This is a genomic window from Streptococcus sp. 'group B' (assembly GCF_002073795.1).
Lineage (GTDB): Bacteria > Bacillota > Bacilli > Lactobacillales > Streptococcaceae > Streptococcus > Streptococcus agalactiae.
Window position 1 is genome coordinate 1284442 of record NZ_CP020432.1, and the last position, 21449, is coordinate 1305890.

Annotated in this window: 21 protein-coding genes and 1 riboswitch; of the genes, 7 read left to right on the forward strand and 14 right to left on the reverse strand. The window is 34.7% G+C overall.

Annotation, left to right across the window (positions count from 1 at the left end; translation table 11 throughout):
- The first annotated feature begins 71 nt into the window (after positions 1-71).
- Positions 72-1790, forward strand: coding sequence for a phospho-sugar mutase (locus A6J68_RS06815; RefSeq protein ID WP_000222549.1), 1719 nt, complete (start codon positions 72-74; stop codon positions 1788-1790).
- 63 nt (positions 1791-1853) lie between these two features.
- Here the strand turns inward: A6J68_RS06815 and A6J68_RS06820 are convergent, their stop codons facing one another.
- From A6J68_RS06820 to A6J68_RS06865, 10 genes are all read right to left on the reverse strand, one after another.
- The gene (locus tag A6J68_RS06820; protein WP_000746856.1) at positions 1854-2051 is read right to left on the reverse strand and encodes a hypothetical protein; all 198 of its coding nucleotides are present in this window, start codon (positions 2049-2051) and stop codon (positions 1854-1856) included.
- A gap of 13 nt (positions 2052-2064) precedes the next feature.
- The gene (locus tag A6J68_RS06825) at positions 2065-3798 is read right to left on the reverse strand and encodes an ABC transporter ATP-binding protein (RefSeq protein ID WP_000647650.1); all 1734 of its coding nucleotides are present in this window, start codon (positions 3796-3798) and stop codon (positions 2065-2067) included.
- Positions 3799-5520 (reverse strand): ABC transporter ATP-binding protein, encoded by a 1722-nt coding sequence (locus A6J68_RS06830; RefSeq protein WP_000826935.1) that lies wholly within the window; start codon positions 5518-5520, stop codon positions 3799-3801.
- An 11-nt stretch (positions 5521-5531) separates the two neighbouring features.
- Positions 5532-6134, reverse strand: a complete 603-nt coding sequence (locus A6J68_RS06835) for a lysozyme family protein (RefSeq protein WP_000472259.1) — start codon at positions 6132-6134, stop codon at positions 5532-5534.
- A 1-nt stretch (position 6135) separates the two neighbouring features.
- Positions 6136-7113 carry a nucleoid-associated protein gene (locus tag A6J68_RS06840; protein WP_000968653.1) on the reverse strand — a complete coding sequence of 326 codons (978 nt, stop codon included), beginning with the start codon at positions 7111-7113 and terminating at the stop codon, positions 6136-6138.
- Between the two features lie 4 nt (positions 7114-7117).
- The gene (glyA, locus tag A6J68_RS06845) at positions 7118-8374 is read right to left on the reverse strand and encodes a serine hydroxymethyltransferase (RefSeq protein ID WP_000575539.1); all 1257 of its coding nucleotides are present in this window, start codon (positions 8372-8374) and stop codon (positions 7118-7120) included.
- 91 nt (positions 8375-8465) lie between these two features.
- The gene (locus A6J68_RS06850) at positions 8466-9062 is read right to left on the reverse strand and encodes an L-threonylcarbamoyladenylate synthase (protein ID WP_000998734.1); all 597 of its coding nucleotides are present in this window, start codon (positions 9060-9062) and stop codon (positions 8466-8468) included.
- A complete protein-coding gene (prmC, locus tag A6J68_RS06855) occupies positions 9055-9885 on the reverse strand; it encodes a peptide chain release factor N(5)-glutamine methyltransferase (RefSeq protein ID WP_001104941.1) in 831 nt (276 codons plus the stop codon). Before prmC ends, A6J68_RS06850 begins: the two co-directional genes overlap by 8 nt.
- The gene (gene prfA / locus A6J68_RS06860) at positions 9885-10964 is read right to left on the reverse strand and encodes a peptide chain release factor 1 (protein WP_001028826.1); all 1080 of its coding nucleotides are present in this window, start codon (positions 10962-10964) and stop codon (positions 9885-9887) included. Before prfA ends, prmC begins: the two co-directional genes overlap by 1 nt.
- Positions 10965-10998: 34 nt before the next feature.
- A complete protein-coding gene (locus tag A6J68_RS06865) occupies positions 10999-11568 on the reverse strand; it encodes a thymidine kinase (RefSeq protein WP_000068109.1) in 570 nt (189 codons plus the stop codon).
- A 137-nt stretch (positions 11569-11705) separates the two neighbouring features.
- Between A6J68_RS06865 and A6J68_RS06870 the strand changes: the two genes are divergently transcribed.
- The 5 genes from A6J68_RS06870 to A6J68_RS06895 all read left to right on the forward strand — a co-directional run bounded on the left by A6J68_RS06870 (position 11706) and on the right by A6J68_RS06895 (position 15741).
- Positions 11706-11888, forward strand: coding sequence for a 4-oxalocrotonate tautomerase (locus A6J68_RS06870; protein ID WP_001117229.1), 183 nt, complete (start codon positions 11706-11708; stop codon positions 11886-11888).
- A gap of 148 nt (positions 11889-12036) precedes the next feature.
- Positions 12037-12975: an FAD:protein FMN transferase gene (locus tag A6J68_RS06880; protein ID WP_001177179.1), complete on the forward strand. Its 939-nt coding sequence runs from the start codon at positions 12037-12039 to the stop codon at positions 12973-12975.
- A gap of 17 nt (positions 12976-12992) precedes the next feature.
- Positions 12993-13595 (forward strand): NADPH-dependent FMN reductase, encoded by a 603-nt coding sequence (locus tag A6J68_RS06885; protein WP_000766628.1) that lies wholly within the window; start codon positions 12993-12995, stop codon positions 13593-13595.
- A 23-nt stretch (positions 13596-13618) separates the two neighbouring features.
- Complete coding sequence (locus tag A6J68_RS06890) at positions 13619-14854, forward strand: NAD(P)H-dependent oxidoreductase (RefSeq protein ID WP_000673647.1); 1236 nt, start codon at positions 13619-13621, stop codon at positions 14852-14854.
- Positions 14855-14952: 98 nt separating this feature from the next.
- Positions 14953-15741: a formate/nitrite transporter family protein gene (locus tag A6J68_RS06895; RefSeq protein WP_000051848.1), complete on the forward strand. Its 789-nt coding sequence runs from the start codon at positions 14953-14955 to the stop codon at positions 15739-15741.
- Between the two features lie 98 nt (positions 15742-15839).
- On the opposite strand, the gene A6J68_RS06900 is transcribed toward A6J68_RS06895, so the two are convergent.
- From A6J68_RS06900 to A6J68_RS06915, 4 genes are all read right to left on the reverse strand, one after another.
- Positions 15840-17114 carry a nucleobase:cation symporter-2 family protein gene (locus A6J68_RS06900; RefSeq protein WP_000671150.1) on the reverse strand — a complete coding sequence of 425 codons (1275 nt, stop codon included), beginning with the start codon at positions 17112-17114 and terminating at the stop codon, positions 15840-15842.
- Positions 17114-17695, reverse strand: a complete 582-nt coding sequence (locus A6J68_RS06905) for a xanthine phosphoribosyltransferase (protein WP_000770391.1) — start codon at positions 17693-17695, stop codon at positions 17114-17116. Before A6J68_RS06905 ends, A6J68_RS06900 begins: the two co-directional genes overlap by 1 nt.
- 103 nt (positions 17696-17798) lie before the next feature.
- Positions 17799-17894, reverse strand: a riboswitch (purine riboswitch).
- Positions 17895-17949: 55 nt separating this feature from the next.
- The gene (gene guaC / locus A6J68_RS06910) at positions 17950-18933 is read right to left on the reverse strand and encodes a GMP reductase (protein ID WP_000481323.1); all 984 of its coding nucleotides are present in this window, start codon (positions 18931-18933) and stop codon (positions 17950-17952) included.
- A gap of 203 nt (positions 18934-19136) precedes the next feature.
- Entirely contained in the window at positions 19137-20477 is a 1341-nt protein-coding gene (locus A6J68_RS06915; protein WP_000162138.1) for an MFS transporter, read from the reverse strand.
- A 291-nt stretch (positions 20478-20768) separates the two neighbouring features.
- Between A6J68_RS06915 and A6J68_RS06920 the strand changes: the two genes are divergently transcribed.
- On the forward strand, positions 20769-21440 hold the full coding sequence (locus A6J68_RS06920; RefSeq protein WP_000853104.1) for a hypothetical protein: 672 nt from the start codon (positions 20769-20771) through the stop codon (positions 21438-21440).
- The last annotated feature ends 9 nt before the right edge of the window (positions 21441-21449 follow it).

Genomic DNA, 21449 nt, shown 5'->3' on the forward strand with positions numbered 1-21449 from the left:
TATATTTTATAGTCATATTGAAAAAAACATGTTATAATGAAAGCGTTTATAAATATTGAAGGAGTATTTCAATGACTTACACAGAAAATTTTCAAAAATGGTTAGATTTTGAGCAGCTTCCTGACTATCTTCGTCAAGAATTACTATCAATGGATGAAAAAACAAAAGAAGATGCTTTTTACACAAACTTAGAATTTGGTACTGCTGGTATGCGTGGTTATATTGGTGCTGGTACAAATCGTATTAATATTTATGTTGTCCGTCAAGCAACCGAAGGATTGGCAAAATTAATCGAAACTAAGGGAGAGGAAGCTAAAAAACGTGGTGTAGCCATTGCTTATGATTCACGCCACTTCTCTCCAGAATTTGCTTTTGAGTCTGCACAGGTCTTGGCACAGCATGGAATTAAATCTTACGTATTTGAAGCTCTTCGTCCAACACCAGAACTCTCTTTTGCTGTTCGCCATTTAAATGCCTATGCTGGTATTATGGTTACTGCAAGCCACAATCCAGCACCTTTCAATGGTTATAAAGTCTATGGACAAGACGGAGGTCAACTACCACCAGCTGATGCTGATGCACTAACAGACTTTATCCGTGCTATTGAAAATCCATTTGCAGTTGAACTTGCTGATTTAGATGAAAGCAAATCATCGGGCCTTATTCAGGTTATCGGTGAAGATGTTGATATTGAATATCTTAGAGAGGTTAAAGATGTTAATATCAATCAAGATTTAATCAATAACTTTGGAAAAGACATGAAAATTGTCTATACTCCTCTCCACGGAACTGGTGAGATGTTGACACGCCGTGCCCTTGCTCAAGCCGGTTTTGAATCTGTTGTTGTAGTAGAATCACAAGCTAAGGCAGATCCAGACTTTTCTACTGTTAAATCGCCTAACCCTGAAAGCCAAGCTGCCTTTGCTCTTGCTGAAGAACTCGGACGAGAAGTTAATGCAGATGTCTTAGTAGCTACTGATCCTGATGCAGACCGCCTAGGCGTTGAAATTCGCCAACCAGATGGTTCTTATAAAAACCTTTCTGGAAATCAAATTGGAGCGATTATTGCGAAATACATCCTGGAAGCTCATAAAACAGCAGGAACACTTCCAGAAAATGCTGCTCTCGCTAAATCAATCGTATCAACAGAATTAGTAACAAAAATTGCCGAAAGTTATGGCGCTACAATGTTTAACGTTTTAACTGGATTCAAATTCATCGCTGAGAAAATTCAAGAGTTTGAAGAAAAACATAACCACACCTATATGTTTGGTTTTGAAGAGAGCTTCGGATATCTTATTAAACCATTTGTCCGTGATAAAGACGCTATTCAAGCAGTTCTTTTGGTTGCTGAGATTGCAGCTTATTACCGTTCGCGTGGTTTAACACTTGCAGATGGTATTGATGAAATTTACAAAGAATATGGTTATTTTGCTGAAAAAACGATTTCAGTAACACTTTCAGGAGTGGATGGAGCTGCTGAAATTAAGAAGATTATGGACAAATTCCGTGAAAATGGTCCAAAACAATTTAACAATACTGATATTGTATTATTAGAAGATTTCCAAAAACAAATCGCTACTAAAAATGATGGAACAATATCTAACTTAACAACTCCTCCAAGTAATGTTTTGAAGTACACGTTAGCTGATGATTCATGGATTGCAGTTCGCCCTTCAGGAACTGAACCAAAAATCAAGTTCTATATTGCTACGGTCGGTAATGATTTAGCAGATGCAGAAACAAAAATCGCCAATATTGAAAAAGAGATTACAACATTTGTAAATTAATAAAAAAAGCTAGGAACTTACTCCTAGCTTTTTTTATATCTATCTAACGATGTTCTATTATTTTCAATCATGAAATATAACTGCAATTAACTTCACGATCAAATAATAGAGCAGACTTACAATTAACCACGTTATCCCAATAACTGCAACTAAACCTATTAAAACAGATAATACCGTATTCTTAGTTGCTAGTTGGTTACTGATAAACCATGAAACTGCAGAAATAAATATCAGTAATAATAGTTGAAGCCTTTTTTTCATATAATTCCTCTTACTACTTTTGTGCATTTTGCATTTGATAATAAATACCTTTTTGAGCTATTAATTCAGAGTGGTTACCCACTTCTACAATTTCACCAGATACCATAACTAAAATAATATCTGCTGTTTGAATGGTAGATAAGCGATGTGCAATAATAAAGCTTGTTCTCCCCTTCATCAACATTTGGAATGCTTCTTGAACAAGAACTTCAGTACGAGTATCTATAGACGATGTCGCCTCATCTAATATCAATATTCTAGGTAATTTAAGAAAAATACGAGCAATTGTCAATAGCTGACATTGCCCCTGTGATAACGAATCTCCAGCATCTTCTAAATACGTATCATATCCATTCGGTAATTGTTTGATAAAGAAATCTGCATTAGCTGCTTTTGCAGCCTCTATCACTTCTTCACGGCTAGCTTTAGGATTGGCATATGCAATGTTATCGTGAATCGTAGCACTTTTTAACCACGTTTCTTGTAATACCATTCCAATTTCTTGCCTTAATTGTGATGGCTCATAATCAGTAATAGGCTTACCATCTAAAAGGATATTTCCCCCGTCAACTTCATAGAAACGCATTAATAAATTGATTAAAGTAGACTTCCCAGCACCTGTTGGTCCTACAATAGCGACCTTAGCTCCTGCTGGAATGTGTAAATTAATACCATTCAATAGTGGTTTTGATTTATTATAACCAAAAATAACGTTTTTAAAATCGATTTGACCTTTGACCGTTGATGAATCAAGTTTTTCTGTACCTGTTATATTTGGTGACGATTCTTCTAAAATAGAGTAAAGGCGTTCTGCACAAGCCAGAGCACTTTGCATCTCAGACAGGACGGAAGAGATGTCATTAAATGGCTTAGTATATTGATTGACATAATTTAAGAAAGTGATTAATTGACCAACACTAAAAGCACCTGACATAATACGAAGGGCACCAATCCCTGCTAAGAAGCCATAAATCAAACTATTGATAAATCGGGTTGATGGATTGACAGTTGAAGAATAAAAAATTGCTGATTGAGAAAAGTTAGCATACTCTTGATTAATAGTCCTAAAATGATCACTACTTTCTTCTTGCGCACTGAATGCTTGAATAAGGCTTTCTTGACTCACCATCTCTTCAATGAATTGAGTTTGTCGTCCTCGTGATGCCGTTTGATTTTGATATAAGTGATAACTCTTTTTAGCAATAAAGCGGGCTAGAAAGAGTGATAAAGGCGTCAGAAATAATACCAAAAAAAGCATTAATAAATCAATCTTTGCCATACTAAAAATAGTAACTAGAATAGTTAATAAACCAACAAAGAACTGGTTAAAAACCATTAATAAACCATTTGATAATTGCTCCGTATCGGTAGTCACACGACTAATCAAGTCACCTATGCCACGTTTATCAAGGTAAGCTATAGGTAATAGACTCAACTTTTCCATTACAGCCTTTCTTAAAGAAGCAACATAATGAAAAATTAAGCGGTTATAGAGCAGAGGATTAATCCATTGAATAATAGTATTTGCTAAAATAACTGCAACCATCTTCCACATTATAGGTAACAATAATATCATAGAATGAGGCGATAATACAACGTCTACCGCCTGTCCAATTAGAACAGGCAAATAAACAGTGAGGCAAACTTGTACTACCGTCCCTAATAATGCCATTCCTACTAAGCTTTTTTTAGAAAGAAGATCTTGAACAAGCTTTTTTTGTATCTTTTTAGGATGACTTGCTTTCATTTACTCCTCCTCCTTAAAATTTTGTGAATGGTAAATGGACTTATAAACTTTGTTATGAGCTAATAAAGATTGATGATTATCAAAACCAACTTGTTTGCCCTTATCAAGGAGTAAGATTCTATCTGCATTTTGTATACTATTAATTCTCTGTGATACAATAATAAGATTAGTTTGGTTGAAATGTTTAATTATAGCTTTAAATAAACGAGCTTCTGTTAAATAATCCAATGCAGATGTTGCATCGTCTAAAATCAAAAATGGAATCTTATCTTGAACTAAAGCTCTTGCAATCGTCAACCTTTGCCTTTGACCACCAGAGAAATTCCTACCAAAACTCTCTACAGGGGCATCAAGTTGACCATCTTTTTCTTTTACAAAATCACTAGCTTGTGCTATTTCTAAAGCAGTCCAAAGTTTTTCCTCACTAACTTTACCAAGTCCCAAAGAAAGGTTAGAACGAATAGTTCCTTTAAACAACTGAGCATTTTGAGGAACAACTCTTACCAGGCTACGCCAATTTGAAATTGTATCTGGACTTTTTCCCTGATGATATATATCAATATCCCCTTCTTGCACTTTATAAATATGAAGCAGTAAATTAACCAAGGTTGATTTCCCAGAGCCAGTTCCACCAATTATCCCTAAAGTTTCTCCTACATTCATAGAAAAAGTAATATCAGATAAAGCTTTTTCAGAGGAGTTTGGATAAGAAAATGCCATTTCTTGCACTTCTAAAGCCTTATTCGAATATTTTGGCTCAAGTTTGTCATCAATTATTTCAGACGGTCTTTCAAAAACGGCTATAATTCGCTTAGCACTGATATAACTTTGGTTCAGTGATGTCACCAACATTGTCATTTTTAACAATTCAACAAGAATTTGCAATAAGTAATTAATTAAAGCAACCAACATTCCTTGTGATAAAAGATGATTAGCTATATTTAAATTACCACGCCAAATAATCACAACCAAAGTGATATTAACAACTAGAAATGTTAGAGGCGTTACTAAACTAGAAAGCCTACCTGCTTTTAATTGTAAATTCGTATAGTGATAATTGATATCATTAAATGCTTCACTCTCTCTATCTACTTGATTAAAGGCACGGATAACTCGTACACCTTGAAGTTGTTGCCTAGTCAACTTTACCAAATAATCGGTTGAAGTTCTGATTTTAAGGTAAATAGGATTTAATAGTCGAGACATTACAAAAACAATGATAAATAACGTGACAACCATTATCAAGAACCAAATAGTCAATGAGGGACTAATGGAAAAAGCCATAATTATGGCACCAAAAACAATAATCGGAGCCCTCAAAAATAAACGTAAAAATTGATTTAAACCAGTTTGGATGTGAAATGTATCAGCAGTCAAACGAGTAATCAAACTAGCAGTTCCCAATTCATCTCTGTCTTTTTTACCCAGTGACATGACTTTTTGATAGAGATCCTCTGTCAATTGTCTCGTATAACCAACTGCGGCTTTTGAAGAATAATATTGAGCAGTTATCGCTACTACAACACCCACCGCAGCCAAAAAGAAAATCAATCCAATTTGCAACAGTAAACTACTTCTATCCCCTCGTGGAATGGTCTCGTCAATCATTTTTGCAATAACGATTGGTACCAAAAGTTCAAAAGAGGCTTCTAATAATTTGAAAAGGGGTCCAAAGATAGTTTCTTTGATATACCCCTTAAAATAATAAGTTAGTCTTTTCATACTTACCCTTCTTAAAACAACTCCATTATTTTTATCAAATAAAGGTTGAATTGAACTTCACGTGAGTAGTAAATATTACCACCATTTTTATAGAGCTTCCCTCCTGAAATTAAGGCGAGAGGATGATAGTAAAAGTAAGTGTCCCCGTTATAATTTCCTAGGCTGGGAGCTACAACATTTTTAGAGTAATTTTTGGCCAACTCAATGGAATTTTCACCCCCATGATCCGCTACATAATCAATATAAGAAGAACCAAAATTATATGCTTGGACAGCAGTCCATACATCAACCTTAGCTTTTTTAGCTTGACTTATATTTTGTGACAACAGAGTGACGCCATGTTTAATACTGGTGTGACTATCCGTAATACTGTTCGTAGTTCCACTGATACTTTCACTTGATTGCATCACATCTATAGCATCTCCCTTAGTTTCAGTATAAATCATAGATAATACTAAGTGCACATTAGCCTCTGAACCATTCTCTGCAAGAGTATTCTGCACTAAATCATGATATTGAAGCACTTTTTTAACATTTTCATGGATGATAACTAGACGGTACCCAATGAAAATAATAATAATTAATGCTATCAAACGTTTTAAAAATTTAAACATATTATTTATTTTGAATATCCTGTATGTTTTTGATTAGTATTGAGTATGTACCATCAGGGTTTTGGATAAATTCAACTGATTCGGCATCTTGGTAGACATTGTTGGGTACAATCAATTCAATACCATTTGAAAGAGATAGCTTCTGATTCTCTAACTTCTTAATTTGACGGGAATGATCAATATCACTTACTTGAACAGATCCAGGTATTGCGTCTTTCAATTCATCAACAAAAGTCAGCCTGGCTGTTAAATTATCATCAAATAATTGATCTGCTAATTTTTCTGGAGACAATTCTTGCTCTTCTTCTAAATTCTTATAAATAGCCGATTTCATTTTTGATTGGAAAGAAAAATCATCTTTGTTGAAATTTTCAGCAATTTTTTGAGCTGTCTGTTCAACCATTTTTATAGATTTTTTAACAGACTGTTCTGGTTGTACTTGTAATAAATTTTCAGAAAAATAATTAGCAAATGAACCATTGTGTTTGATACGCTTTTCAATTAAATAGTATTGCTTTGATGACTTGTTAACAACCAAAGCTTCATCTGGAGTTTGAGCAGCACTTGGAAGGTTATTCTGTGTTATTGTAATTGGCTGCTCTTGATTTTCAGAAACATGAGCAAAATGTTCCTTTAATGAGATTCGAAGGAAAGCAAAATGTTCCATTCCATCCTTGTCAAATTGAATAAAAACTAAGTCATTCGTTTTTTGATCTTCCGATATGACAAACTCTTCTTTCCAAAGTTGCGCAATTTGACAGGAAGAAACATATAAATCATCTTGTAAATGACTCATAAATACATTATCCTCTCCAAAATAGCCACGCTTAGCTTCATCAGAAAAAACTTTACTTAATTTTTTACGAAAGTAGTCATCAATCCTTGGAGTTAGGGTTAACGGAGTATCTGATAGCACTAACTCTGTGTCGTTAGGAGAAAACTGATGTATAATAATCTGTTTGATATAAAAATCCATCATAACATTAATTCTCATACAAAGGGAAAGCGTCCGTTAATGATTTAATTTCTTGACGAACTTCTGTGAGGACATCTTGATTTTCATGATTTTTGAGTGCCTTAATCATTAATTCAGCGATTCTTCGAGATTCTTCAACTCCCATTCCTCGACTAGTAATTGCTGGAGTACCAATTCGAATACCTGATGTTTTAAATGGTGATAGTCGCTCAAACGGTATAGAGTTCTTGTTAAGGGTGATATTGACTTCTTCAAGAACATTTTGTGCCTTTTTGCCATTCTCAATAACTTTTGTGACGTCTACTAAGAACAAATGATTATCAGTACCATCAGAAATCAAATGAAAGTCATCATCTTCTTTAAAAACTTTAGCCATGGCTTGAGCATTTTTAATAATATCCTCACCGTATATTTTAAAGGAAGGATCTAGAGCTTCTTTCAAAGCTACAGCTTTTGCAGCAATTACATGTTCTAATGGTCCGCCTTGGAGTCCTGGAAAGACTGCAGAATTAATTTTTTTAGCAATTGCTTCATCATTGGTTAAAATCAAACCACCTCTAGGTCCACGTAGAGTCTTATGTGTTGTCGTTGTCGTTACATGAGCATAAGGAATAGGACTAGGATGATGACCAGAAGCAACTAAACCTGCAATGTGAGCCATGTCAACCATTAAGTAAGCATCTACTGCGTCTGCTATTTGACGAAACTTTTCAAAATCAATAATGCGAGAATAGGCCGACGCCCCTGCAACAATTAATTTAGGTTGCGTTTCCTGTGCTATTTTCAAAATGTTATCATAGTCTAGCATCTCCGTCTTAGGATCAACAGAGTAAGAAACAAAATGATAAGTTTTTCCTGAGAAGCTAACTGAAGCGCCATGTGTTAAGTGCCCACCTGCTGCTAAGTCCATCCCTAAGACAGTATCTCCTGGCTCGATTAAAGCCATGTAAGCTGCTGCATTAGCCTGACTACCAGAATGTGGTTGAACATTAGCAAACTCAGCATTAAATAACATCTTAGCTCGTTCTATAGCTAAACTTTCAACTACATCAACACAATCTGTTCCTCCATAATAACGATGACTAGGATACCCTTCGGCATATTTATTTGTCAAAACAGAACCTTGTGCTGCCATAACAGCTTTTGAAACAACGTTTTCTGATGCAATTAATTCAATATTATTTTGTTGGCGAATTTCCTCATCATGAATAGCCTGCCAAAGTTCTTGGTCAAATTCTTTAAAATTGTCTTTATCAAAAATCATTTTTTACTCCTTAAGCTCGTTATAACTTTTAAATAATGGTTTCAATCATTATATTTATCACATTTTTACTATTAGTTGCAAGATGATTAAATTAATTTTCAAAAATTAATTCAGGTATCGTAGCCGTTAGTACCTCTTGCGTGATTGCACCTTGCCTTAAAATCTTAACTCTATCACCAGACAAATCAATAATAGTAGAATCCACACCTGTCAATGCTTTATCATCTTCAATACCTAAAACTTGATGATTAAACTGTTTTTGAATTTCTGAGAATACACGACCACTATCACATCCAGAAATATTAGCAGAAGGACCAATCAATGGACCATGGTTAGCAATCATATCAAGGGTTACAGGGTGCTTAGGCATCCGAAATCCTACGCTTGATAACCCAGAATTGATCCAATCCGGAACTTCTTGTGAAGCTTCCAAAATAATGGTTAGCGGTCCTGGTAAAAAAGCATCGTACAATTGCTTCAAATAGGTCGGTTGATTTTTAGAATATTTTAAAATAGTCTCAAAATCACATATATTTAAGTTCATAGCCTTATCACGAGGTCTTTTTTTAAGCTCATAGACGTGGTTCACAGCTTCTTCACTCAAAGCTTTGGCAAAGATTCCGTAGACCGTTTCTGTTGGCATAATAACTGCGCCATGATCCTCTAAAATCTGTCCCAAATCATTCATTATCTAATACCACCATTCTATCTTTACCAAATATATCTTTCAAAACTCTGCAACGATTGTTTGGAAAATATCTTTTCAATAAACTTCGTAAATCATCACCTTGTTTGTAACCTATTTCAAAATATAATTTACCTCTAGGTTGCAAATATTCTCTTGAGTTTTCAATGATTTTACGATAAATAGCTAATCCTTCTTCGTCTGCAAAAAGGGCACTATGAGGCTCTGAAGCTAGCACATTCTTCCCCACCTCGTCTTTGTCATTGTAAGAAATATAGGGAGGATTAGACACAATAATATCAAATTTATCTGAAATGTTACTAAAGACATCTGATTCTATAAAAGTCACTTCCGCATCACAATTATTAGCATTTTCCTTTGCCAAGTCTAATGCAGATACAGAAATGTCACTAGCTAGAACATCCCAAGAGGGGCGTTCTTTTTTTAGAGAAATGGCAATTGCTCCACTACCTGTACCAATATCTAAAACAGAACAATCTTCTACTTTATTCTCTGATAAGATTAGATCAACCAACTCCTCTGTCTCAGGCCTCGGAATTAAAACTCGTTCATCAACAAAGAAAATAAGATCTCTAAAGTAAGCTTTACCTGTAATATACTGCGGTGATCTATGTTTTTTAAGCTGTTGAAAAATATTTTCCATTAATTGCTGATCAGTATCACTCACACTACTATTTTGATTTAAAAGATAATCAGTTGTTGACCATTGTTTTAGGTCTTTTAATACATAAATAAAATTTTCGACTTCTTCACCACAAGCCTCTAACAACTGTTCATAATGCTTGATTAACTGCGCATAATTCATTATTTATTTAAGGCTTCTAACTTTTGAGTCTGATCATACATAACAAGTGCATCAATAACTTCATCCATTTTTCCAGATAAAATAGTATCTAATTTTTGAAGTGTCAAACCAATACGATGATCTGTTACACGATTTTGTGGGAAATTATAAGTGCGAATACGTTCTGAACGATCACCAGTACCAACTGTTGATTTACGTTCAGCATCTTGTTCATCTTGAGCAATTTGCGCAAAATGGTCAGCAACACGAGCACGAATGATTTTCATCGCTTTATCACGGTTTTTTTGCTGAGTACGCTCTTCTTGCATTTCAACTTTGATTCCTGTAGGAATGTGTACCATACGAACTGCAGTAGCAACTTTATTGACGTTCTGACCACCAGCACCAGACGCGTGGTAAATATCGACGCGAAGATCTTTTTGATCAATTTCGTATTCTACTTCTTCAACTTCTGGCATTACCAGAACAGTTGCAGTTGAAGTATGAACACGACCCTGACTCTCTGTCACCGGAACACGTTGAACACGATGAGCTCCTGATTCATATTTAAGCTTAGAATAAACTGACTGACCAGAAACCATAGCAACCACTTCTTTAATACCACCAACACCATTAACGGATGATTCCATAACTTCAAAACGCCATCCTTGAGTTTCAGCATATTTTTGATACATTGTTAAAAGATCACCAGCAAAAAGCGCTGCTTCATCGCCACCAGCAGCACCACGAATTTCTAAAATAATGTTTTTATCATCGTTAGGATCTTTAGGTAATAGAAGGATTTTTAATCTTTCTTCATACTCTTCTTTAGCTGCTTTTGATTCTTTAAGTTCTTCTTTAGCCATTTCTTCCAATTCAGCATCACCAGAAGCATCCTTGATCATTTCTTCAGCATCTGAAATATTTTGAATGACTTGCTTATATTCTCTATAAGCTGTGACAGTTTCTCGAGTATTAGCTTCTTCACGTGATAATTCCATAAATCGCTTTGTATCTGAAACAACATCTGGATCACTAAGTAACTCACCTAACTCTTCATAACGATCTTCAACTGCCTGCAATTGATCATAAATATTCATTTTTCTTTGTATCTCCTTTAAAACCGATTATCTTTTAAATATCTGGATTAAAATAATGTTTTCGACAAACTGGGATATATGTTTCATTACCACCAATTTGTATCTGATCACCTTCATAGACAGGTTTTCCGTTTTCTGTCCTTAAAACCATGGTTGCTTTCTTACTACAGTATTGGCAAATTGTTTTGATTTCATCAATCTTATCGGCCAATAATAGCAAATGTTTTGAACCTTCAAAAAGATTGTTTTGGAAATCATTTTTCAAACCAAAAGCCATGACTGGTACATCTAAGTCATCTACTACTCTAGCTAAATCGTAGACGTTTTTCTTACTCAAAAATTGACATTCATCAATTAAAACACAATAAGGCTTTTGTGGTAAATTCTGAATATAGGAGAAAATGTCCATATCATCTGAAATTGGAACTGCTTCACGACGCATTCCAATACGACTTGAAACGACTCCAAATTCATCTCGAGTGTCCAAGGCGCTTGTCATAATAACCACAGGTTTTCCTTGTTCTTCATAGTTATGAGCAACTTTTAAAATTTCAATGGTTTTACCAGAATTCATTGTCCCATATTTATAATAGAGTTGAGCCAAAGCGGAAAATCCTACTTTCTATAGTATTCTACCTATTTTACCACAAAGGCTGAAGTTTTCCCAGCCATTGAAAACAGTGTGTACTTTTTCACAACATTATGTTACAATGATGCCCAATAACATAAAGGAGTAATATTATGCCATTTGTAAAAATTGACTTGTTTGAGGGACGCTCACAAGAACAAAAAAATGAATTAGCTCGCGAGGTTACTGAAGTAGTATCACGCATTGCAAAAGCACCTAAAGAAAATATCCATGTTTTTATCAACGATATGCCTGAAGGAACCTACTATCCTCAAGGTGAACTTAAGAAAAAATAAGAAATAGTAAAAGAGGTTACCCAGGTAACCTCTTTTGATAGTCTTTGCAAGCATATTTCTTGACAAATTGAAAATATTTGAAAATAAGTATTGATTTTCAAGTTAGAAAACGGTATCATTAGAATATATTGCTTTGGGGGTGGAAAATTTGCAACTTTCTCATAGTTTAAGACTCATGGGAACGACTATCGATATTCAAATTAATTCTAAAAATGCTCAAAAACAAATCCAAGAGGTCATAGAACTCTTGGAGCTCTACAAAAATCGCTTTAGTGCAAATGACTTTAATTCAGAGTTAATGGCTATAAATAACAACGCTGGTATCAAGCCTATTCAAGTACATCCAGACCTCTTTGAATTAATCACAATTGGGAAAGAACACAGCTTAGCTAGGCCTAGTAACCTAAATATTGCTATTGGTCCTTTAGTGCAAACTTGGAGAATTGGATTTTCAGATGCTAAACTACCTAGCCCTAGTGAAGTATCAGAAGCTATGATTTTATCTGACCCAACTCATATACTTCTAGATTCAAAAAATCAATCTGTTTTTTTAAATCAGATAGGAATGAAAATTGATTTGGGTGCACTTGCAAAAGGATATATTGCTGACAAAATTATGACCTATCTCAAAAATGAGATGATTGATTCTGCTATCATTAATTTAGGCGGAAACGTTTTAGTTCACGGAGATAATCCTAATCGTTCAGAAGGGTATTGGGTTATCGGCATTCAACATCCGAAAAAGAAACGGGGACAAAATATTGGAGCTGTCAAAATTAAAAACCAATCTGTTGTAACCTCAGGTACTTATGAACGCCGTCTGATTATTGACGATAAGGAATACCATCATATTTTTGATCGACAGACTGGTTATCCGATACAAACAGAGATGGCTAGCATTTCTATTGTTTCTAAACAATCCGTCGACTGTGAAATCTGGACCACAAGGTTGTTTGGCTTATCCATTAAAGAGGCTCTTGATATTTTAAACGCTGTTTCCTACATTGAAGGCATTATCATCACTAAAGATGACCGTATCTATTTATCTGATGGCTTAAAACATCATTTTCAACTATTTTATCATTAAGAAAGAGGATTTCTAATATGAAACTTATTGGCATCGTTGGAACTAACTCAAATAAATCAACAAATCGTCAATTATTACAATACATGCAACAACACTTTGCTGACAAAGCAGAAATTGAACTCATCGAAGTTAAAGACCTTCCGTTATTTAATAAACCTGCTGATAAAAATGTTCCCCAAGTAATTTTAGATATTGCTGCTAAAATTGAAGAAGCTGATGGTGTTATTATTGGTACGCCAGAATATGATCATTCTATACCTTCGGCCTTAATGAGTGTTTTAGCTTGGCTATCATATGGTATTTACCCACTTCTCAACAAACCCGTTATGATTACTGGTGCTTCATATGGAACACTTGGATCATCACGTGCACAATTACAATTACGTCAAATACTTAACGCTCCTGAACTAAAAGCAAGTGTTTTACCTGACGAATTCTTGTTATCACACTCTCTCCAAGCCTTTGATAAAGATGGCAACCTACACGATATCGAAACAAGTCAGAAGCTAGATGCTATCTTTGATGATTTTCGTCTTTTTGTTAAGATTACTGGTAAATTATCAAATGCTCGTGATTTACTTCAAAAAGAAGCAGAAAATTTTGACTGGGAAAGTTTATAAGAGTATAGAAGGGAATAACTAAGATGAAATTTGTAGGTATTGTTGGCTCAAATGCAGAGCAATCATATAATCGTATGTTGCTTGAATTTATTCGCAAGAATTTTAAAACCAAATTTGAATTGGAAGTCCTTGAAATCGATGATATTCCAATGTTTAATCAAGTCCAAAATTGGGAAGAAAGTTTCCAACTTCGTCTTCTTAATAATAAGATCACACGAGCTGATGGCGTTATTATTGCCACTCCTGAACATAATCATACTATTACGGCCGCTCTTAAAAGTGTGCTTGAGTGGCTCTCATTTGCTGTGCATCCACTCGAAAATAAACCTGTTATGATTGTCGGTGCTTCATATTATGATCAAGGCACATCACGTGCTCAAATACACCTTCGTAAAATCCTTGATGCTCCTGGCGTTAATGCTTACACACTTCCAGGAAATGAATTCTTATTAGGAAAAGCTAAAGAAGCCTTTGATGATAATGGAAACATTATCAATCCTGGGACTGTTCAATTTTTAGAAACTTGTCTTGATAATTTTATCAAATATGTAGGAGTTGTATCATCATTGAGAAAACCTAAAGCTATTGAATCTGAAGACCTCTACTGTCAGGGACAAATCGATACAACCATTACTAGTATCGATCCAGATGATCCTGATTGGTTAGACAAGGCAGCCGAGAAAGTTAACGCCGTTGAAGGGGATGCTTACGTTAAACTAGACAATGGTTTACTTACTGTTAACCAACTTAATATGTTTTTAAATGCTATGCCATTTGAGCTAACATATGCAGATGATAATAATCAATTTCTATATTACAATAATAATCATCCAGATCCAGATACAATGTTAGGAAAACGTGTTCGTGAACAAGTAGGAAACCGTATGGCCACAGTTCATGGTAGTTTACCACCGGCACGAATGAAAAATGTTGAATGGGTTATCGGTACTCTTCGTAATGGAAATCAAGAATATGTACGTACAGTCGTTCCTGGTACACCTCCAGAAGTTATCAATACTCACAACTATCAAGCTATGTACTACCCAGACGGATCTTATGCTGGTATTAATGAAATTATCTTTAACTTTAAACCGTGGTTAGATTGGTACCTCCAAACTACTGGACAACGTTTGGTCGGTGGAACTACTGCTGCTCCTGGAGCTTCAGCAGTTGACGCTACTTCTAGCGCTTCAACTAGCACAGAGGATGCTCCCGTTGATCAAGCCACAGATGCCACTTCTGGTGCCTCTGAACATTAATCTCCTCGCTTTTGAGGATCTGATACCTTAAAAAGATATCAAGATCCTCCTTTTTAATATTTAATCAAGTTAATAAAATCACATAAAAGGAATATACTATGTCACTTTTTCAAGAAAAAATTGCTTACAATTGCGCTAAAAAGGAAGCGCTTTATAAAGAGAGTTTAGGACGCTACGCCTTGAGATCAATGCTAGCAGGGGCTTATTTGACAATGAGTACTGCTGCCGGTATCGTCGCAGCTGATACTATTGGTAAAATTTCTCCTGCTCTATCAGGTTTTGTATTTGCTTTCATCTTTAGTTTTGGACTTATTTATGTTTTAATATTTAATGGTGAATTGGCGACATCTAATATGCTTTATCTCACTGCAGGAGCCTATAATAAAAATATCTCTTGGAAAAAAGCCATAACAATTTTAATTTATTGTACTTTTTTCAACCTCGTTGGTGCTTGTATATTAGCTTGGTTGTTTAATCAATCGTACTCATTCCAGCATTTAACAAATGATAGCTTTTTAGGGCATGTCGTTGCTAAAAAGTTAGGAAAACCTAGTTCAGGAGCTTTCCTAGAAGGTATTATTGCTAATATGTTTGTGAATTTAGCTATCCTTGCTTACATGTTATTAAAAGAAGAATCGGCAAAAATGACGGTTATTTTATCTGCTATTTTTATGTTTGTTTTTCTATCAAACGAACACTTAATTGCTAATTTTGCATCCTTTATGTTAGCTGCTTTTAGCCATATCGAACATATTAAAGGTTTTACTCTTCTAAACGTTATCCGCCAATGGACACTTGTATTTTTTGGTAACTGGATAGGAGGGGGCGTTTTCATCGGCCTAGCCTATGCTTGGTTAAATAAAACAAAAACTTCTCACCATGAATAAAAGAAAAACTGAGTAATTTATTACTCAGTTTTTCTTTTATATTCTCATCATGAAATCAATAACTAAAAATTAACTTTTTTGATAAATAAAGGAAAGTATCATATTAATTTTTTAGGCAATCCATTCAAAATGATATTTAAAACAACAGCTGTCAGGGTTGAGATAACAATACCATTTGTCAAAAACATTTGTAAAGTATTAGGAAGACTAATGAAGAGATTTGTCTCATTAAAACCTACTCCTGCTGCAATTGATACGGCTGCAATGATAAAGTTATGCTCATTATGCTCAAAATCAACCTGATTAAGCATTTTCATCCCTTGAAGTGCTACCATACCAAATAAAACTAACATAGCACCACCAAGAACTGGACTTGGAATCATTTGAGCCATTGCGCCAAATTTAGGTAACAAGCCAAGTATAACTAAGAAGAGAGCTGTAAAATATATCGGCTTACGCGTACGTATCCCAGATATCTGTACCAGTCCCACATTTTGAGAAAAACCAGTATATGGAAAGGTATTAAATAAGCCGCTAAGTAATACTGCCAATCCTTCTGAACGGTAACCATTACGAAGTCTCTTACTGTCTAATTTATCGTTTGTAATATCTGAAAGCGCAAGGTAAACACCTGTTGATTCTACCATAGAAACTGTTGCAATAATACACATCATTAAAATAGAAGTAAATTCAAATCTAGGAGCTCCAAAATAAAATGGCTTCGGAATATGTACAAGTGGTGCTTCTGCTACCACAGAAGCATCAACTAAGCCCATAAATGCTGCAAGAATTGTACCTGAAATGAGTCCAATAAGGATTGAAATTGACTTCAAAAAGCCTTTTGCGAAAATATTAATTAATAAAACAACACCAATCGTTACCAGTGATAAAGTTAAAGATTGTAAGCTTGGTTCTTTTGCATTATCACCCATATTTCCCATCGCAACTGGTATTAATGTCAAACCAATTGTAGTAATAACTGATCCTGTTACAATTGGAGGAAAGAAATTTGCAACTTTAGAAAAAATGCCAGCAACTAAAACGACATATATTCCTGAAGCAATTAAAGCTCCAAACATATAGCCAGAACCTTGTTGTGCACCAATAATTGATAAAGGAGCTACAGACTGAAAGGCACACCCTAATACAACTGGAAGACCCACTCCAAAGTGCTTACTTAATCGTAATTGTAATAAGGTGGCAATCCCACACATAAAAATATCTGTCGCAATAAGATAAGTTAGTTGCTTAGCATTATAACCAAGAGCACTAGCAATCATGATAGGTACAAGAATGGATCCTGCATACATAGCTAACAGGTGTTGCAAGCCTAGAAGTGCTGCTTGCGAATTACTTTGCTCATTAAATTTCATTAAGCATCAGCCTCCGCAAAAACAACTCGACCATTTTCAAACGCTTTAATACGAGCAAGAGAAGTAACCGGAACACCTGTTTTTTCTAACAAATCACGCCCATCTTGGAAAGATTTTTCAATAACGATTCCGATACCAGCAACCTTAGCTTCAGCTTGACCAATAATTTCAAGTAATCCTTTAGCCGCTTGACCGTTTGCTAAAAAGTCATCAATGATGAGTACAGTATCATCGTTAGATAAAAAGCGACTCACAATAGAAACTTGACTCGTAACTTGCTTTGTAAAAGAATACACTTCAGCAGTTAAGATACCTTCAGTCATAGTAATGTTCTTAGCTTTTTTAGCAAATATCATTGGTACGCCCAATGCTTGAGCTGCGTACACTGCTGGCGCAATTCCAGATGCTTCAATTGTAACAACCTTCGTAATGCCGGCTTCTTTATATTTATCAGCAAAAACTTTACCTATTTCCTGCATTAACTCAAAATTTACCTGATGAGTCAAAAAAGAATCAACTTTTAAAATGTTCTCACCTAAAACATCACCATCTTTAAGAATACGTTCTTCCAATAACTTCATAATAACCCCTTCACTCTTTAGAAAATAAAAAAATAACTTACCTCAATCAGAGGACACAAATCTCCTCTAATTTATCGCTTCATTAACATGAACCAACAGGCAAGCTATTTATTAGCTTACTTATTGTTAGACATTACGGTGTCTTGTAGAGACGCTAAGCCAATCCTCAGCATAAATAAGTAAATCATATATTTAATTGTTATGTATGATAGATAACTATTGTAACATTTTTAATTAAGATTTCAAGATTTAATTTAAATGGAATCACCATTCCAAATAGAATTTTTAACAATAACGTAATCAACGTGTCTCAAGCTATCCAATTCTTTTCCACCTGCGTAAGAAATAGAACTTTGCAAATCTTGTTGCATTTCTGTCAAAGTATCCTCTAGTCGCCCTTTAACAGGTAATAGAATTTTCTTACCTTCAACATTTTTATGTTCTCCCTTTTGATATTCAGAAGCTGAGCCATAGTATTCTTTAAATTGCTGTCCTTCTACTTCCACAAGTTTTCCAGGACTTTCAAGGTGACCAGCAAACAGCGAACCAATCATTACCATACTAGCACCAAAGCGGATAGATTTTGCAATATCCCCATGTGTTCGAATACCACCATCAGCAATAATTGGCTTGCGAGCAGCTTTAGAACACCAACGTAAGGCAGCTAATTGCCAACCTCCAGTACCAAAACCTGTCTTGACTTTAGTAATACAAACTTTACCAGGTCCAATACCAACTTTAGTTGCATCTGCACCTGCATTTTCCAATTCTCTAACAGCTTCAGGCGTTCCTACATTTCCAGCAATAACGAAAGTTCCTGGAAGCTCTTGTTTAATGTGTTGGATCATCTCTATAACACTGTTAGAATGGCCATGTGCAATATCAATAGTGATAAACTCAGGAGCATCTTCTTTCAGACTTGTCACAAAATCATATTCATAGTCTTTGACCCCAACCGAAATCGAAGCAATTAAGCCTTTATCATGCATACGCTTGATAAAAGGTCTTCTTGCTTCTTCATTAAAACGGTGCATAATATAAAAATAACCTTCACACGCTAATGTTTCAGCTACCTCTTCATCAATAATAGTCTGCATATTAGCAGGGATTACTGGAAGTTTAAAGGTATAGTTTCCAAGTTTGACACTTGTGTCAGCTTGTGAGCGGCTAGATATAATACACTTGTTTGGTATTAATTGAATATCTTCATAATCAAAAACAGGAATATCGTTAAACATAATGGTTCTCCTAATGAGTAAAATGACCTTCCTATAACTTTGTATAACAAAGCATCGCTAGGTAAAAACATACCTTTCCTTTTTAAATTATATACTTTATTTATTTTTAGTCAATTTTTGATCAATTTATTTGAATAATGTTCGTTTTTTTCAAAATAAATGTAAAATCCTATAGAGCAGTACTCTATAGGATTTTACATTTATTATATTGCTTTTCTTTTTCGAAGATAAGTTAATCCTACAATAGCTAAGATAACAACAACGATAACGAATAGAACTGCAAATTGACTACCAATTATAGCTCCATTTTTCGGAATAGCTACTTGTCCGATGGTAAAAATTTGTGAGGCTACTGCGGTTGCAAAAGCTCCCGCAAATTGTTGTAGTGTATTTAAGATACTATTACCATCCGCTGACTGTGCTGGCTTTAGTTTTGTTAAAGCTGTCGTAACCATATTACTTGCTCCAATCCCCATACCAATTTTAGTAAGAATATCAAAGGCTAAAAGTACTACAACAAACTTCGCAGGAATGAATATAGCTGTACCAATTAAACCTATCAAAGAAAGGGAGATACCTATCATAATTGGCTTAAATGCACCAATTTTATCCAGGAGATAACCTGCAAAAGGGGATAAAAAAACTACTGCTATTGCACCTGGAAACATAAACAAACCAGCTTTGGTTGAAGTTTGATGTAAAACAAGTTGCAAGAGGTTAGGTAATAAGAACGAAAGTGCTAGAGGAATCATTTGAAAAGCCAGGACGCCATACAATAAGATTGAGAAATCTTTATCTTTAAAAACATTCAAATTCAAAAATTCTAGCTGTTTATTTAAATAGTAAAAAATAACAAAACTAACAATAGCTACTAATAAGTAAAAAATAGACATCTTTTCAATAGCTAAAAGAAGGGTTGCCAAGCCAATACCTAAACTGACAAAGGCAGGAAAATTGAGTTTATCATTAATTCTTACTTGACGTTTGGGAATAGAAGCCAAACCTATAAAGGTAGATATGATAAGTATTGGTGCCAGAAGCATAAAAATCATCTTCCATCCTAACATTCCTGAAATGACACCACCATAAGTAGGTCCAACTGCCGGTGCTAAAAGTGTGACCATAGCAGCTACTCCCATCATTAGTCCTCTACGCTCCATCGGAATTTGTGTAAGAATGATATGAAACAATAAAGGGAGGGCTAATCCTGTCCCAACACCTTGCAAGACTCTCCCTACTAACAATATAGCTAAATTAGGGGCAAAGCTATCAATTAAAACACCAAATAAAAAAAGCACATTTGCCAATGTAAAAATTTGTCTCTCTGATAAATTTTTAATCATAAATGCTGACAAAGGCACAGTCACAGCAACAGCTAACAAATTTCCTGTTGTCACCCATTGAATAACAGCGGGGTTAACCCCAAATTCTTTCATCAAAAGCGGAAAAGTGACATTCATAGATGTTTCAATAAGAATCCCTGAAAAACCTAATATAGCCGTTGTAATTATGGCAGGCATAATACGCCATCCCTTTTTAGTCATTAAAATCTCCTTACTTTGATTATTATCATAAAATAGAGCACCCCGCTAAATCAAGGTGCTCCATTTAATTCATTCGAATTAAAATTAAATTGTTTATATTAGTTGTCAAAGGACAATCAACAGCTCTTATTATATCAAATAAAGCTAAGAAAAACAAAGAGTTTTTTGAATATTAATGCCTTCACTTTCTTATCTATTCTCTACCCATCAATCACCACTTCAGAGAACATAACAATTGCAATTTACTCTTAATACCGTTATCATGTTCATATGCTAATACCCAAGAAAATAGTGGCTTTTGCCTCAAATGAATCTGAAAATAATTTCTTTATTACGTTAAAGACTTACTTTAATTATTTGTTTTCTATTCAAATCATTACAGATATTTCAACTCTCAATCATGCAGATTTTGACGGTAGCTTTGCATTCCATGATATAGAAACTAGCATACCTCATCTGGTAATTGACTCCAACTACTTAGCGATTAGTCAGACTAACTCAAAAACAGAGGCTAACGATATTAAAACGTTCTCGGAACTCTCCAAAACAATGACCGAGTTTTACTATATGCTAAATTTTGACTTATTTAACCATCTCCCATATCGTTTTAGATTGCATAATAAGGACGGTCAAACAATTTATTCGAACCATAAACCTGAAGATCCTTTTGATATTTATCCTGAAGAAGAATATCCTATAGACAAATGGGTTCAAAACAGTCTAATAGAGAAAAAAGCGAAAGAGCTACATTTACTCTTACCTGGCGCATCACAAGATTATATTCTAGTACAATCTTATAAACGCTTAGAAAATGATAGTGGGCAACTAGTTGGTTATATTGAACATGTCCATAATATTAAACCACTATTAGAGGGGTATTTAAAAGAATCCGGTCAAGCTATCGTTGGATGGTCTGATGTCACGTCTGGTGCTTCTATCTCTAACGATGATTTTGAACTATAATCCACTCGT

Bases quoted from the DNA above. Each gene is read 5' to 3' on its own strand.
- prfA (WP_001028826.1), bottom strand. From the start codon at position 10,964: ATGAATATTTATGATCAATTGCAGGCAGTTGAAGATCGTTATGAAGAG.
- A6J68_RS06815 (WP_000222549.1), top strand. From the start codon at position 72: ATGACTTACACAGAAAATTTTCAAAAATGGTTAGATTTTGAGCAGCTT.
- A6J68_RS06905 (WP_000770391.1), bottom strand. From the start codon at position 17,695: ATGAAGTTATTGGAAGAACGTATTCTTAAAGATGGTGATGTTTTAGGT.
- guaC (WP_000481323.1), bottom strand. From the start codon at position 18,933: ATGTTTAACGATATTCCTGTTTTTGATTATGAAGATATTCAATTAATA.
- A6J68_RS06885 (WP_000766628.1), top strand. From the start codon at position 12,993: ATGAAACTTATTGGCATCGTTGGAACTAACTCAAATAAATCAACAAAT.
- A6J68_RS06870 (WP_001117229.1), top strand. From the start codon at position 11,706: ATGCCATTTGTAAAAATTGACTTGTTTGAGGGACGCTCACAAGAACAA.
- A6J68_RS06835 (WP_000472259.1), bottom strand. From the start codon at position 6,134: ATGTTTAAATTTTTAAAACGTTTGATAGCATTAATTATTATTATTTTC.
- A6J68_RS06820 (WP_000746856.1), bottom strand. From the start codon at position 2,051: ATGAAAAAAAGGCTTCAACTATTATTACTGATATTTATTTCTGCAGTT.
- prmC (WP_001104941.1), bottom strand. From the start codon at position 9,885: ATGAATTATGCGCAGTTAATCAAGCATTATGAACAGTTGTTAGAGGCT.
- A6J68_RS06825 (WP_000647650.1), bottom strand. From the start codon at position 3,798: ATGAAAGCAAGTCATCCTAAAAAGATACAAAAAAAGCTTGTTCAAGAT.
- A6J68_RS06830 (WP_000826935.1), bottom strand. From the start codon at position 5,520: ATGAAAAGACTAACTTATTATTTTAAGGGGTATATCAAAGAAACTATC.
- glyA (WP_000575539.1), bottom strand. From the start codon at position 8,374: ATGATTTTTGATAAAGACAATTTTAAAGAATTTGACCAAGAACTTTGG.
- A6J68_RS06900 (WP_000671150.1), bottom strand. From the start codon at position 17,114: ATGAAATTTAATGAGCAAAGTAATTCGCAAGCAGCACTTCTAGGCTTG.
- A6J68_RS06850 (WP_000998734.1), bottom strand. From the start codon at position 9,062: ATGAATGATTTGGGACAGATTTTAGAGGATCATGGCGCAGTTATTATG.
- A6J68_RS06840 (WP_000968653.1), bottom strand. From the start codon at position 7,113: ATGATGGATTTTTATATCAAACAGATTATTATACATCAGTTTTCTCCT.
- A6J68_RS06915 (WP_000162138.1), bottom strand. From the start codon at position 20,477: ATGACTAAAAAGGGATGGCGTATTATGCCTGCCATAATTACAACGGCT.
- A6J68_RS06895 (WP_000051848.1), top strand. From the start codon at position 14,953: ATGTCACTTTTTCAAGAAAAAATTGCTTACAATTGCGCTAAAAAGGAA.
- A6J68_RS06890 (WP_000673647.1), top strand. From the start codon at position 13,619: ATGAAATTTGTAGGTATTGTTGGCTCAAATGCAGAGCAATCATATAAT.